Source organism: Streptomyces sp. NPDC005402, assembly GCF_040606575.1.
Taxonomy (GTDB): domain Bacteria; phylum Actinomycetota; class Actinomycetes; order Streptomycetales; family Streptomycetaceae; genus Streptomyces.
This window is the reverse complement of sequence record NZ_JBEXFB010000002.1, coordinates 131,599-145,365: the sequence shown is the minus strand read 5'-3', so window position 1 is coordinate 145,365 and position 13,767 is coordinate 131,599. Positions and strand designations below refer to the sequence as shown.

Annotated in this window: 9 protein-coding genes; 6 read left to right on the top strand and 3 right to left on the bottom strand. The window is 69.1% G+C overall.

Annotated elements, in window-relative coordinates; genetic code table 11:
* Positions 1–2: 2 nt before the first annotated feature.
* From ABZT02_RS03815 to ABZT02_RS03805, 3 genes are all read right to left on the bottom strand, one after another.
* Positions 3–1,337: an extracellular solute-binding protein gene (locus ABZT02_RS03815; RefSeq protein WP_356013903.1), complete on the bottom strand. Its 1,335-nt coding sequence runs from the start codon at positions 1,335–1,337 to the stop codon at positions 3–5.
* Between the two features lie 373 nt (positions 1,338–1,710).
* Positions 1,711–2,799, bottom strand: a complete 1,089-nt coding sequence (locus tag ABZT02_RS03810; protein WP_356013901.1) for a LacI family DNA-binding transcriptional regulator — start codon at positions 2,797–2,799, stop codon at positions 1,711–1,713.
* Positions 2,800–3,042: 243 nt separating this feature from the next.
* Complete coding sequence (locus ABZT02_RS03805; protein ID WP_356013899.1) at positions 3,043–4,056, bottom strand: hydroxyacid dehydrogenase; 1,014 nt, start codon at positions 4,054–4,056, stop codon at positions 3,043–3,045.
* Between the two features lie 282 nt (positions 4,057–4,338).
* Here ABZT02_RS03805 and ABZT02_RS03800 point away from each other — a divergent pair, with 282 nt between their 5' ends.
* From ABZT02_RS03800 to ABZT02_RS03775, 6 genes are read left to right on the top strand one after another with little or no spacing between them, the layout of a single operon-like run.
* Complete coding sequence (locus ABZT02_RS03800) at positions 4,339–5,688, top strand: extracellular solute-binding protein (RefSeq protein WP_356013898.1); 1,350 nt, start codon at positions 4,339–4,341, stop codon at positions 5,686–5,688.
* Positions 5,685–6,677 (top strand): sugar ABC transporter permease, encoded by a 993-nt coding sequence (locus ABZT02_RS03795; RefSeq protein ID WP_356013896.1) that lies wholly within the window; start codon positions 5,685–5,687, stop codon positions 6,675–6,677. The genes ABZT02_RS03800 and ABZT02_RS03795 overlap by 4 nt, the downstream gene beginning before the upstream one ends.
* Positions 6,674–7,549 carry a carbohydrate ABC transporter permease gene (locus ABZT02_RS03790; protein ID WP_356013894.1) on the top strand — a complete coding sequence of 292 codons (876 nt, stop codon included), beginning with the start codon at positions 6,674–6,676 and terminating at the stop codon, positions 7,547–7,549. Before ABZT02_RS03795 ends, ABZT02_RS03790 begins: the two co-directional genes overlap by 4 nt.
* Before the next feature lie 34 nt (positions 7,550–7,583).
* Positions 7,584–9,113: a glycosyl hydrolase family 28 protein gene (locus ABZT02_RS03785; RefSeq protein WP_356013893.1), complete on the top strand. Its 1,530-nt coding sequence runs from the start codon at positions 7,584–7,586 to the stop codon at positions 9,111–9,113.
* Positions 9,110–12,463 carry an alginate lyase family protein gene (locus ABZT02_RS03780; protein ID WP_356013891.1) on the top strand — a complete coding sequence of 1,118 codons (3,354 nt, stop codon included), beginning with the start codon at positions 9,110–9,112 and terminating at the stop codon, positions 12,461–12,463. Before ABZT02_RS03785 ends, ABZT02_RS03780 begins: the two co-directional genes overlap by 4 nt.
* A 39-nt stretch (positions 12,464–12,502) precedes the next feature.
* The gene (locus ABZT02_RS03775; RefSeq protein WP_356013890.1) at positions 12,503–13,756 is read left to right on the top strand and encodes an alginate lyase family protein; all 1,254 of its coding nucleotides are present in this window, start codon (positions 12,503–12,505) and stop codon (positions 13,754–13,756) included.
* Positions 13,757–13,767 lie beyond the last annotated feature (11 nt).

Below are 13,767 nucleotides of genomic sequence, written 5' to 3'. Positions count from 1 at the left end.
CTCTAGCCCTTGACGCTGATGCCGCGGGACTTCAGGTCGTTGACCGTCCACTCCTGCATGTGCGCCAGCAGCTCGGTCACCGTCTGCTCCTTGCTGACCACCTTGGCCCAGCCGGCCTGCATCTCGGTGAACATCGCGGTCCAGTCGGGCCCGAAGGTCCAGTCGGTGGTGACGGTCTTCAGGCTGTCCTTCACGACCTGTTGACCGGCCTGGTACTGGGAGCCGAGCAGCTTCTCGGAGACCGCCTCGGGCACGTACGAGTCACTGTCGGCCAGCGCCGGCATCACGCCGTTGCCGGTGGTCGGACTCGCCATGATCTTCACCGCGCCGGTGTTCGTGGACATCCACAGCGCGGCCTCGGCGGCCTGCTCCTGGTTCTTGCAGCCCTTGGTCACCAGGGTCACGCTGCCGGTCAGGTTGGTGCCGGCCGGGGTCTTGGCGGCCTCACCGGTGAACGTCGGCCAGGGCGAAAGACCCCACTTGCCGAAGGACTTGGTGAAGTTCTGCACCATGCCGGCCATCTGCCAGGTGGAGATCTGCCGGGTGGCGGTGCCGCCGTTGTCGTAGTTGCGCTGCACGGCCGCGTAGTCGGCGAAGGACAGCTTGCTGTTGAGGTCGTTGTCGATGATCTCCTGGATCACCTTGGCGGCCTTCAGCGTGCCCGCGTCCTGGAAGTCCACCTTCCAGGAGTTGCCGTCGATCGAGTACCAGTGGGCCCCGGCCTGCATGGCGAGCACCTCAAGGGTGCTGGGGTCCTCACCGGCGTAGTTGGTGATCTTGATGCCGTGCTTCTTCAGCACCTTGCCCGCGGCGATGAACTCGTCCCAGGTCGCCGGCGGCTCGATGCCGTACTTCTTGAAGAGGTCGGTGCGGTAGATGGTGAAGTTCGGCGACGAACTGGTCGGTACGCCGTACGACTTCCCCTGCACCTGCGCGCTCGCCCACGACCCGGTGTTGAACTTGCCCTTCTCGCCCTCGACGTACTTCGTGATGTCGGCGAGCGCGCCCTGCGCGACCCAGCTGGTGACGTACTCGGCGGTGTTCTGCACGAGACAGGGCGCGTTGCCCGCCTTCACCGCGTTGGTCAGCTGCTTCTGCATGGTCAGCTGGTCGGTGACCTTCGTGTACTTCAGCTGGATGTCCTTGTGCGAGGCGTTGAACGCCTTGACGACGGCGTCCTGGCCGTTCGCCCAGCCCCAGAAGGGGAGGGTGACCGGTCCGGACGACTGCGAGTCGCCGGAATCGTCCGACCCGCCACAGGCGGTGAGCAGACCTGACAACGCGAGTCCCGCAACGGCGACGCGGGCGAACCTTCTCCGGGGGCTGCTGAAGTTCATCTGACCGTGTTCCTTCGGAAAGTAGGGCGTCTCGGAGAGGAGAGAGGGGGATCGACGGCTCGGTGTCGGCCGGAAACGGCGGCCGGAAGTTCATCGGCTCGCGGTTGCGGGGGGTCGGCCCAGCAGAAGCTGTAGTAACCGGTTGCTGGGACGGTAGGCCGCGGGCCCGGTGGTTAGCAAGAGGGAGACGGCAATTTTGTTACGCCGGTTTGTCCACCTGGTTAGGTTCGGACGCGCCCACGAGCCCGCGCCCCACCTGATGTACTGCCAGCTCAGAGGCGCGCCGGAGCGAATGAGGCACAGCCGGAAGCCCGCCGGACCGAGCCCCGCCCAGCGGCGGAAACCGTTTACGAAACGATCTCTTCTTCTGTTGCTATCGGGGTGGTGCGGGCGGCCGTACTGAGTTCCGTACGACGACATGGGTGCCCAGCACCAGATGGTCCCCGTCGGCCCCCCGGCGCCGCGTTCCACCGCCCTCACGCCGGTCCGCGACCGCGCGCAGGGCGACCCGTCCCATCTCCTCGTAGGGCACATGGACGGTGGTGAGCTGCGGGGTGAGCTGGGAGGCGAGCGGGATGTCGTCGTACCCGACGATCGACACGTCCTCGGGCACCCGCAGCTTGGCCGCCCGCAGCGCCTGCATGGCCCCGGCGGCGACGACATCGGTGCCGGCGAGGACGGCGGTGAACTCGAGCCCGTCGCGCAGGCCTTGCTCGACGGCCTCGTACCCGTGCTCGTAGTCGTAGGCCCCGTGCCGCACCATGGACGCCTCGAACGGCACGCCGTACGCCTCGAAGGCACGCCGGGCCCCCATCAACCGCCCCTGGGCGGTCGTGAGTTCGGAATGTCCTGGCAACACGAGAACCCTCCGGTGGCCGGCCGAGAGCAAGTGGCTGGCCATGGCGTAGGCCCCGCCCTCGTTGTCGTAGTCGACGGTCGTGGCCGGCACGTCACCTTCCAGCGGCGGCCGTCCCACGAGCACGAGATGAGACCCGGCGGCGTCCAGGGAACGGGCGAACCGGGCCATGCGCAGCTGGTACTCGTCGTAGTCGTAGGCCCCGCCGAGCAGCACCACGGCCGCGACCCCCTGCTGGCGCATGAGGTTGACGAGGGCGAGCTCACGCTCGGGGTCGTCCCCGGTGGTCCCCACCAGGGACAACCACCCCCGCAGGGTGGCGGCTCCCTCAACTCCCTTGGCCACGTGGGCGAACGCGGCGCCGGTGATGTTGTTGATGAGGATGGCCACGGTGGGTGTGCCGCCCCCGGCGAGCGACCGGGCGTGCGCGTTGGTGACGTAGTCCAGATCGCGCACGACCTTCATCACCCTGCGCCGGAGGTCCTCGGAGACCGGATAGTTCCCGGACAGCACGCGCGAAACGCTGGCCACGGACACCCCGGCCCGCTCGGCCACGTCCCGGATGGTGGCCCGACCGACGTCCCCGGACGCCTTGCGCTGACTCACCCTTGCGGCTCCTTAGCGATAGTGACCCGGCCACCCAGGACCCAGGGTCCGGAAACCGTATCCCATTGTTACTCCAGCACTGGTCCGACGGCGTAGTGCCAACGGGCGGCAAGTGCCCACCGACAAGAACTGCACCCCGGACACCGGCCGTGGGGGCGCCCCCGGAGGCGACCGAACCGAGGTAGTGCGAGCACGTGAAGTAGCCCCCGGGCCAGGTGAAGTAGCCCCCGGGCCAGGTGAAGCTCAAGCCACCCGCCCCATGTCCGCGTACCGCACCTCATGCATCAACCCCGCCCCCGCCGCCACCCGCTCCAGTTCCTCCACCACGATCCGCCCCAGCCGCTCCAGTTCGTTCCCGAGCGACCCCGCGATGTGCGGTGTGAGGAACACGTTGGGCAGCCGGTACAGCGGCGACTCCGCGGGCAGCGGTTCGGGTTCGGTGACGTCGAGCACCGCCCGCAGCCGCCCGGAGACCAGCTCATCGGCCAGCGCGTCGGGATCGACCAGCGCTCCGCGGGACGTGTTGATGAGCACGCCCCCGTCGCGGATCAGTCCGAGCCGGTCCCCGTCCAGCATCCGGTACGTCTCAGGGATGTCGGGCGCGTGCAGCGAGACGATGTCGCTGCGCCGCAACAGGTCCTCCAGCGACACGAGTTCGGCCCCGAGCGCGCCGGCCTCCGCGGGACTGACGTACGGGTCGTGCAAGAGCACCGTGAAGTCGAAGGGCCGTAGCAGCTCCAGCAGCCGCCGCCCCACCCGGGACGCCCCGATGACCCCGACCCGCCGCCCGACGTTGCCGGTGGCCGCGGTCTCCGCGGGCGGCGGATACGCGTGGGTGATCCGGAACCGTTCGCGGTGGTCGAACGCGTCCTTCCCCCACAGCAGGATCATCGCGAGGGTGTACTCCGCGACCGGCAGGGCGTTGCCGGTGACCGCGCTGGAGACGGCGACGCCGCGTTCCCACACGGCGTCGCCGACGAGTGAGCGGACCGAGCCGGCGGCGTGCAGGACGGTCCGCAGCCGGGGCGCCGCGGTGAGGACACCGGTGTCGAGGTGGGGGCAGCCCCAGCCGGTGATCAGTACGTCGGCCCTGGTCAGGGCGTCCGCCGCACGCGGGTCGGTGAAGTCCTGGACGACGAGCGCGGGGTCGAGGTCGGCGGCCTCGCTCAGCCGGGTCATCAGGGGTGGGGGGAAGAGCAGGGGGAGGTGTACGGGATCCATCGCGAACACGGCCCTGGGTGGCTGAGGGCTGGGCATGTCACTCCTGACACACTGAGTGGAAACAGTTTCTGAAAACGTCTTCTACGGCAGATCTACCGTAGGTCTGGCATCGAGCGGTGGTCAATCGCTGAAGAGCCCTGGATGACAACCGGTTTCTCTGTCCGTGTGGTGTCGGCGAGGTTACACAGTCTTTTCGAAAGTTCGTCAAGCCTCTTGACGCCGTTTCCGGACAGGGCCGAAGCTCTGCCACACGCAGCAACCGGTTGTCTACCGGTTCGCCGCGTGCCCATGAACGGACAGAGCAGGAGGTGGGGCGTCGTGCGCCCACATGCCGGTGCCGCGCTGAGCCGCCGCCGTTTTCTTTCCCTTTCCGCAGGTGGTGCCGCGGCGGGGGCGGCGGCGCTGAGCGGCTGCGCGATGCAGGTGTCGAGCGCGGTCGGTGGCTCCGGCGAGACCGTCACGGTGATGGCCAAGGCCGACGACCTCTCGCCGGAGCTGATCAAGCAGGCCCAGAAGGACATCGGCGTCAGGATCAACACGGTGCTGTACAGCACCAGCAAGCTGATCGCGATGATGACCAACGGCAACCCGCCGGACCTGGTGCGCGGGGTGGGTGCCGTGGACGCCCCGTACTACGCGGCCCGGGGCGTGATGGAGGACCTGGACCCGTACTTCGCGAAGAGCAGCGTTCTCCGGCCGGACGACCTGGACCCGGTGAACGACCTGTGGCGCTACGACGGCCGTACCCAGGGCAAGGGCCCGCGCTACGGCATGGCGAAGGACTTCTCCCAGGACTCGATGTTCTGGTACAACACCGCCCTGTTCGACCAGGCCGACGTCGATTACCCGCCCGAGCTGGACCCGGTCACCTACGAGGAGTGGCTGGACAAGGCCAAGCGGCTCACCCGCCGCAGGAACGGCCAGACGACCGTGTTCGGCGGCAGCTACAACGGCGTGCTCACCCCCAACCTCCTGGCGAGCCTCACCGTGGCCGCCGGCGGGAACCTCTTCACCGACGACTACTCCCGGGTCGACTTCACCACCCCAGAGGCCCGCAAGGCGCTCGGCTGGTACGTCGACTACTGCCGGACCAAGGTCGGCCCCAGCATCATCCAGCCCGACCCCAACACCTGGGACGGGCCCACCTTCCAGGCGAACCGGCTCGCCATGTCGAACTCGGGGTACTGGCTCGGCGGTCTGATCAACGCGGACAAGAAGCTGGCGCCGCTGTCCCGGCTCGCCCCCGCCCCGTACTTCGAGGGCGGCCGACGGGTCAGCCCCTGCCAGGCCGGCACCGGCTTCTGGATCCCGAGCAAGTCGCACCACAAGGACGCCGCCTGGCGGGTCTTCGAGTGGTTCTTCGGCGAGGCGCCGGCCAAGGCGCGCGCCTCCGGCGGCTGGGGCATCCCGACCCTGAAGTCGCTGCGACCGCTGATGCCCGACCAGGAGGACTACCAGAAGCGGGTGCTCACGGTGCAGGAGGCCGAGCTGAAGCGCTACTCGGTGATCGCCTTCACGCCGTACGCCAGTGCCGACTCGCTGCTCGCCCTCTTCAACCAGATCGCCCCGGCCGCCATGACGGGCGGCATGTCCGTCGACACGCTCGCAGGACGCCTGAACTCGGCCATGAACGAGCAGCTCAAGCGCGGTAAGGAGCAGGTCGGATGACGGTCGATCAGATCTCCGAAGTCGCCGAGCGACACGGCCCCGCCCCGGCGGCGGGTCCGGCCGCTTCCCGGCCGACCACCTCCATCGCCACCCGCAGGCACCGGGCGTTCTACATGTTCGCCTCACCCTGGATCATCGGCTTCGCGCTGCTGACCATCGCGCCGATGGCGTACGCGCTGTGGCTGAGCTTCACCACCTTCGACGGCATCTCGCCGCACTGGCACTACGTCGGGTTCGGCAACTACCGCGAACTGTTCTCCGACTCGCAGACCTGGCAGTCGCTGGGCCGTACGGGCCTGTTCGCGATCACCTCGGTGCCGCTGTCGATCATCGCCGGGCTCGGGCTCGCCGTCCTGGTGAACCGGCCGCTCAGGGCGCGCGGGCTGTTCCGCACCCTGCTGTATCTGCCGGCGGTGGTGCCCCCGGTGGGCGCGGGTATCGCGTTCAAGCAGCTCTTCGACCAGAACTCCGGTGCCGCCAACGGGGCGTTGAACCTCTTCGGCATCGACGCCCTCGGCTGGCTCGCCGACCCCTACGCCCGCTACGTACTGATCATGACGGTCCTCTGGACGGCCGGAAACATCATGATCATCTCGCTGGCGGGGCTCCAGGACATCCCCCGTGAGCTCCTCGAAGCGGCCCGGATCGACGGCGCGAGCGCCTGGCGGAGCTTCCGCAGCATCACGGTGCCGCTGCTGTCGCCGGTGCTGCTCTTCCAGACCGTGACCGGGGTCATCGCCTCGGTGCAGACCATCATGCCGCTGCTGCTGGCCCCCGACCCGACCCCGGCCGGCATCACCGCGCTCCCGCAGTCCAACTACCTCTACATGATGCACGTGTTCGCGGAGTACTTCGCGTTCGGCCGCTACGGCTACGCCTCCGCGCTGCTGTGGGTGCTCTTCGTCCTGATCCTCGTCGCGACCGGAGTGATCTTCAAGGCCACGTCCGGCGTGGTGTTCTACAACGTCGACCCGGAGGCGAAGAAGTGACCGCCACCACCGCTACCACCGCCACCAGCCTCACCCCGAAGCGCGGCCCCCGCCTCCGCGTCAACCGCCTCGTCCTCTACACAGTTCTCGTCGCGATCACCGGCCTGTTCCTCGGCCCCTTCGGCTGGCTGGTGATCTCCGGCCTCAAGACCCCGGCCGAGCTGGCGGCCTCACCCGTGCACTGGCTGCCCGACCATGTCCAGTGGCACAACATCGCCGACGCCTTCAACCTCATCGACTTCCTCGGCTACGCCCGCAACTCCCTGATCATCGCGCTCATCTACGCCACCCTCGTCACCCTGAGCTCCGCCTGGGTCGGGTTCGGCTTCGCCCGCCTCGAAGCCCCCGGCAAGAAGACCCTGTTCGGGATCCTGCTCGGCTCGATGATGCTGCCCCAGATGATCACCCTGCTGCCGACCTACCTGATCTTCGCCAAGCTCGGCATGGTCGACACCTACTGGCCCTGGGTGCTGTGGGGATTGTCCTCCGCCCCCTATCTGGTCTTCCTCTTCCGGCAGTTCTTCGCGGGCCTGCCCCGCGAGCTGGAGGAGGCGGCGATCGTCGACGGCTGCGGCTACGCGGCGATCTTCTGGCGGATCTTCCTCCCGCAGTCCTGGCCGGTGCTCTCCGCGAGCTTCGTGATCGCCTTCACCTGGGCCTGGGGCGACTACATCGCCCCGCAGCTCCTGCTGTCCACGGACCGCACCACCCTCGCGGTCGCCGTCATGTCCACCTACGTCACCTCGGCCGGCACCCCGGTCACCAACCTCCAGGCCGCGGCCTCGGTGATGTACGTCGTCCCGATCCTGCTGATCTTCCTCGTCGCCCAGCGCGGTTTCGTTGCCGGCATGTCGACGACCGGCCTCAAGTAGCCGTCCCCGTACCCCTGTTCGCAAGGAGTTCCGAATGAACACGCCGTTGTCCCGCCGTACGGCCCTCCAGGCGGCCGGTGCCACCGTGCTCGCCGCCGGCCTCACCAACCTGACGGCCACGGCGGCCCGGGCCGACGACACCGCCGCCGTCACGCCGAAGCTGGTGACCTACCCCCGCCCGTCCGCGATGCCGACGAACACCAGCTTCAAGGTGCGGGTCCGTACCGCCCCCGACGGCGAGTGGCAGACCCTCGACATCTGGCGGCCCCAGCTGGGCGAGATCAACCCCACCACCGGCTCCAGCAAGACCTACAACTCCTCGCTGGCGTACTTCGACTTCCAGGGCTCCGTCGAGGTGGAGGTCACCTACCTCAAGGGCGGCACCACCAAGGTCCGCGTGAGACCGGACTCCTACGGCATCAAGCCCGAGGTGCTCGGTGACACCCTGCGCTTCACGCTCGACCAGCCGCGCAACGTCGTCGTCCAGATCAACGACGACATCTTCGACTGCCTCCACCTGTTCGCCCGTGCCGTCGAGAAGAAGAAGCCCGCGCAGGACGACCCCGACGTCCTCTACTACGGCCCCGGCGTCCACACCACCGCGGACGGCACCCTGCTCGTCCCGTCCGGCAAGACCGTGTACCTCGACGGCGGCGCCGTCCTCAAGGCGACCGTGATCTTCCGGAACGTGGAGCACGCCGGGATCGCCGGCCGGGGCGTGCTCGCCGGGACCGCGGGCGGCGGGGCCCTGGTGGAGAGTTCGCGGAACATCTCCATCGGCGCCGTCACCGTGCTCAACCCGAACGGTTACGCCGTCCAGCTGGGCGAGGCCACCGGCGTCACGATCAAGGGGCTCGGCTCCTTCAGCAACAAGGGCTGGGGCGACGGCATCGACGTCTTCTGCTCCAGCAACGTCGTCATCGACGGCGTCTTCATGCGCAACTCCGACGACTGCATCGCCATCTACACCCACCGCTGGGACTACTACGGCGACACCACGGACATCACCGTCCGCAATTCCACCCTCTGGGCGGACGTCGCCCACCCCGTCAACGTCGGCACGCACGGCAACACCGACAACCCCGAGGTGCTGAAGAACCTCCGCTTCAAGAACATCGACATCCTCGACCACCGCGAACCGCAGATGAACTACCAGGGCTGCATCGCCCTCAACCCCGGTGACTCCAACCTGATCAAGAACGTCCGCATCGAGGACATCCGGATCGAGGACTTCCGCTGGGGCCAGGTCATCTACATGAAGGTCATGTACAACACGAAGTACAACACCTCGGTCGGCCGCGGCATCGAGAACGTCTACGTGAAGAACCTCAGCTACACGGGCACGAACGCCAAGCCCTCGCTCTTCCTCGGCTATGACGCCAAGCACGCCATCAAGGACGTCACCTTCGAGAACCTGGTGATCAACGGGCTGGTCGTCGCCGACTCGATGAAGAAGCCGAGCTGGTACTACACCACGGACACGATCCAGTGGTTCTCCAACGAGCACGTGACGAACCTGAAGTTCCTCACCACCGCCGAGGCCGAGGCGGCCGCCGCGTCATGAGCACCAGCCGTCCCGGAACCGACCTCCCCCCGAGCCGCCGGGGCTTCCTCGGCGGCACGGCCGCCCTGCTGCTGGTGGCGGGTGCGAACGGACTGCTCGCACCCGCCACCGCCCGGGCCGCCGAACGCACCGACGACTCCCGCGCGTTCACGCACCCCGGCCTCCTGCACACCGCCGACGACCTCGCCCGCATGAAGGCCGCCGTCGCCGCCAAGCAGTCCCCGGTCTACGACGGCTACCTGGCGTTCGCCGCCCACGCGCGCTCGAAGTCGACGTACACCATCCAGAACACCGGCCAGATCACCTCCTGGGGCCGCGGCCCCACCAACTTCCAGAACCAGGCCGTCGCCGACTCCGCCGCCGCCTACCAGAACGCCCTCATGTGGGCCGTCACGGGCGACCGCGCCAACGCCGACAAGGCCCGCGACCTCCTCAACGCATGGTCGGCGTCCCTCACCATGATCACGGGCGCCGACGGCCCGCTCGGCGCCGGACTCCAGGCCTTCAAGTTCGTCAACGCGGCCGAACTGCTGCGCCACACCGGCTACGACGGCTGGGCGGACGCGGACATCGCCCGCTGCGAACGGTCCTTCCTGGACGTCTGGTATCCGGCCGTCTCCGGCTACATGCTCTACGCCAACGGCAACTGGGACCTGACGGCCCTGCAGACCATCCTGGCCATCGGCGTGTTCTGCGAGGAGCCCACCCTCTTCGAGGACGCGCTGCGCTTCGCGGCCGCCGGTGCCGGCAACGGCAGCATCGCGCACCGCGTCGTCACCGAGGCCGGCCAGGGCCAGGAGGCCGGCCGCGACCAGGGCCACGAACAGCTCGCGGTCGGTCTGACCGGTGACATCGCCCAGGTCGCCTGGAACCAGGGCGTCGACCTGTGGGGCTACGACGACAACCGCGTCCTCGCCAACTTCGAGTACGCGGCCCGCTACAACCTCGGCAACGACGTCCCCTTCACGCCCGACCTCGACCGCACCGGCAAGTACATCAAGCAGACCGTCTCCGCGACCGGCCGCGGCACCCTGCCCCCGATCTACGAGATGGCCTACGCCCACTACGCCGGCGTCCGCGGCCTCGACACCCCGTACACCAAGGCGGCCGTCTTCCGGGGCAGCGGCGGCGCCCGGATCGTCGAGGGCAGCAACGACGACCTGCCGAGCTGGGGGACGTTCACGTACGCAGGGGCCACGGCACCTGCCCCCAGCGCGCCGACCGCCCCTGCGGGGGTCACGGCGGTGGGGGAGCGGGCCGGGATCACGGTGAGCTGGCTGCCCTCGACGTGGGCCACGAGCTACACCGTCCTGCGCGCCACGCGCCCCCAGGGGCCGTACGTGAAGATCGCCACCGGCCTCGACAAGCCGACCTGCACGGACGACCGGGTGCACCCGGGACGGACGTACCACTACACCGTCATCGCCGCCAACTCCCTCGGTAGCAGCGGCGATTCAGCGCCCGCCTCGGCCAGCGCGGGTCTCCCGGAGCCCTGGTCGACGCAGGACATCGGGGACGTGAGGATCCCCGGTTCGGCCGTCTTCGACGGTGAGCGGTTCGTCCTGGAGGCGAGCGGCACCGCCGACACCCACCGGCTCGTCCACCTGCCCCTGCGCGGCGACGGCACGATCACCGCACGGATCGTGTGGCCGCTGAGCTCGCAGTACTCCAAGATCGGCGTGAGCCTGAGGGACTCCCTCGACGCGGACGCGGCCCACGCCGCCATGGTCATCCAGGGGCTGCCGTTGCACACCTGGAGCGGGGTGTGGACCGTGCGGCCGTCGAAGGGGGCCACCGTCTCCGCGACCGGCAGCACACCGGTGCCGTCCTCGCAGCAGACGGCGATCACCACGAGCGCGGCCTTCCCGATCTCCGGCCTCGGCACCCTGCCCGAGTCGGCGACCCCGCTGGAGGCGCCGTACGTCGAGGGAGCGGGCGACGGCTACCGGTTGCGCATGCCCTACTGGGTCCGTGTGACCCGCACGGGCCGCCGCTGCACCGGCGCCATCTCCCCGGACGGCGTCCACTGGACCGAAGTCGGCTCCACCGAGGTCGCGTTGGGGCGCACCGCGTACGCGGGCCTGCTTCTCACCTCCTGCCTCGGAGTCGACGCGGACTACGCCGAGACCGGCACCGGTGCCTTCGACAACGTCACCGTGACCTCCGCGTCCGGGGGCGAGATCTGGTCCGTGCCCAAACCCGCCCGCACGGCCGGGGACCTGAGGGCGAGCGCGGGCTCCGACGCCGTCGAACTGGCCTGGACCGACCCGGATCTCTCCGCCCGCTACAAGGTCCTGCGCGCGCCGGACCCCGACGGCCCCTACCGCACCCTCGCGAGTGGCATCGGCCCGGTCGGGTCCGGCACCCGCATCCAGTACGCGGACGCCACCGGCACCCCCGGGACCACGTACCACTACGCCGTCGCGAAGACCAACGCGGCCGGGCGCGGCCCGCGTTCGGAGCCGGCGGCCGCGGTGATGCCGAGCCCTTCGGTTCCGCGACTGACCTCTGCGGCAACGGCGTTCACGAACAAGGGGGTGGAGTTCCGGCACGTTCTGCGGGCCTCCCACGAGCCCGTACGGTTCACCGCCACCGGCCTGCCCGACGGCCTCCGCGTCGACAGGCGCACCGGACTGATCCACGGAACGCCCCGCGAGGCAGGCCAGTTCACCGTCACCACCACCGCCGGGAACGCGGCCGGCGACGGCACCGGCGGCCTCACCCTCACGGTCGGCACACCCCCGCCGTCCCCGTGGACGTACGGCGACCTCGGTGACGTGGTCCTCGACGACCGTGACTTCGGGACGCTCGGCGTGGCCGCCGTCCTCACCCCCGGCAGCACCGCCCACGAGGACGGGACCTTCGTGGTGCGGGGCGCGGGCGTGGATCTGAGCGTCAACAACCAGGGAATGACAGGCCAGTTCGTACGGCGGCCCGTCACCGGGGACTGCCAGGTCACCGCCCGGCTGGTCTCCCGCACCGGGGCGACCGCCGACCGGGTCGGGCTGCTGATGGCCAAGTCGCTGTCGCCGTTCGACCAGGCGGCCGGGGTGATCGTCACCGGCGGCACCACAGCGCAGCTCATGCTGCGCAAGACCGTCGCGGGTGCCTCCGCCTTCTCCGGCAACGGCACCGTCCAACTCCCCGCCCTGCTGCGGCTGAAGCGCACTGGGACCTTCTTCACCGCGTCCGTCTCCGGCGACGACGGCGCCACCTGGACCGACCTCGCCTCCGGCGAGATCCCCGGCTTCGGTGACGCCCCCTTCCACGTCGGCCTGGTGGCCTGCTCCCGCAGCCCACTGGCCCTCGTCACCTCCGAGTTCGACGAGGTGAGCATCACCCCCATGTGATCCACATCTGATTCCCCCCACGGAATGGAGATGCACAGCATGAGCCGCACATCCCCCCACGAGCCTCTCCGGCAAGCCGAGTTGAGCCGCCGCGGTCTGCTCAGGACCGCCGGTGGTCTCGGTGCCGCGCTCGCCCTGGGAAGCGGCGCCTTCGCCGCCACCACGGCGGACGCGGCGCCCGCGACCTGGACCCACCCCGGCATGCTGCACAACGCCGGCGACATCAACCGGGCCAAGGTCAGGGTCGCCGCGGGCACCGACCCCTGGCTCTCCGGCTGGAACAAGCTGGTCGCCAACTCCCACTCCCAGTCCACCTGGACCAACCGGGCCACGGCCACGATCATCCGCGGCGGCACCGGCGAGAACTACTCCCTGCTCTTCAACGACATCGCCGCCGCCTACCAGAACGCCCTGCGCTGGCAGGTCGGCGGCACCGAGGCCAACGCCGCGTGCGCCGCGAAGATCCTCAACGCCTGGTCGACGACGCTGACCTCGGTCACCGGCAACGCCGACCGCTTCCTCGCGGCCGGGATCTACGGCTGGCAGTTCGCCAACGCCTGCGAACTCATGCGCGGCTACAGCGGATTCGACCTCGCCGCCGCCCAGGAGATGCTGGCCAAGGTCTTCTACCCGCTCAACAACAGCTTCCTGACCAACCACAACGACGCCTGCATCACCAATTACTGGGCCAACTGGGACCTGTGCAACATGGCCTCGGTCCTGGCCATCGGCATCCTCAACGAGGACAGCGCCAAGTACGACCAGGCCGTGACCTACTTCAAGTCCGGCGCGGGCAACGGCTCGATCGCCCACGCGGTGCCCTACCTGTACACCGACTCCGCCGGGTACGCGCTCGGACAGTGGCAGGAGTCCGGCCGGGACCAGGGGCACACCGTCATGGGCATGGGCCAGATGGGCGCCCTCTGCGAGATGGCCTGGAACCAGGGCGACGACCTCTACTCGTACGACAGCCGCCGCTTCATGAAGGCCGCCCAGTACGTCGCGAAGTACAACCTCGGCCAGGACGTCCCCTTCACCACCTACAACTGGGGCACCGGGCAGAACTGCGCCGCCTCGTCCCAGACCGTGGTCTCCGCCGCCTCCCGGGGCCAGATCCGGCCCGTCTGGGCGATGCTCCACTTCCACTACAACCGGCGCCTGGGCCTCGACGACAAGTACATCTCGCAGATGTACTACGACCTCGTCGCCCCCGAGGGAGGAGGCGGCGACTACGGCACCACCAGCGGCGGCTTCGACCAGCTGGGCTTCGGCACCCTGATGTACGCCAAGTAGCCGCCGAACCG

Bases quoted from the DNA above. Each gene is read 5' to 3' on its own strand.
- ABZT02_RS03815 (WP_356013903.1), bottom strand. From the start codon at position 1,337: ATGAACTTCAGCAGCCCCCGGAGAAGGTTCGCCCGCGTCGCCGTTGCG.
- ABZT02_RS03805 (WP_356013899.1), bottom strand. From the start codon at position 4,056: ATGCCCAGCCCTCAGCCACCCAGGGCCGTGTTCGCGATGGATCCCGTA.
- ABZT02_RS03795 (WP_356013896.1), top strand. From the start codon at position 5,685: ATGACGGTCGATCAGATCTCCGAAGTCGCCGAGCGACACGGCCCCGCC.
- ABZT02_RS03785 (WP_356013893.1), top strand. From the start codon at position 7,584: ATGAACACGCCGTTGTCCCGCCGTACGGCCCTCCAGGCGGCCGGTGCC.
- ABZT02_RS03780 (WP_356013891.1), top strand. From the start codon at position 9,110: ATGAGCACCAGCCGTCCCGGAACCGACCTCCCCCCGAGCCGCCGGGGC.
- ABZT02_RS03775 (WP_356013890.1), top strand. From the start codon at position 12,503: ATGAGCCGCACATCCCCCCACGAGCCTCTCCGGCAAGCCGAGTTGAGC.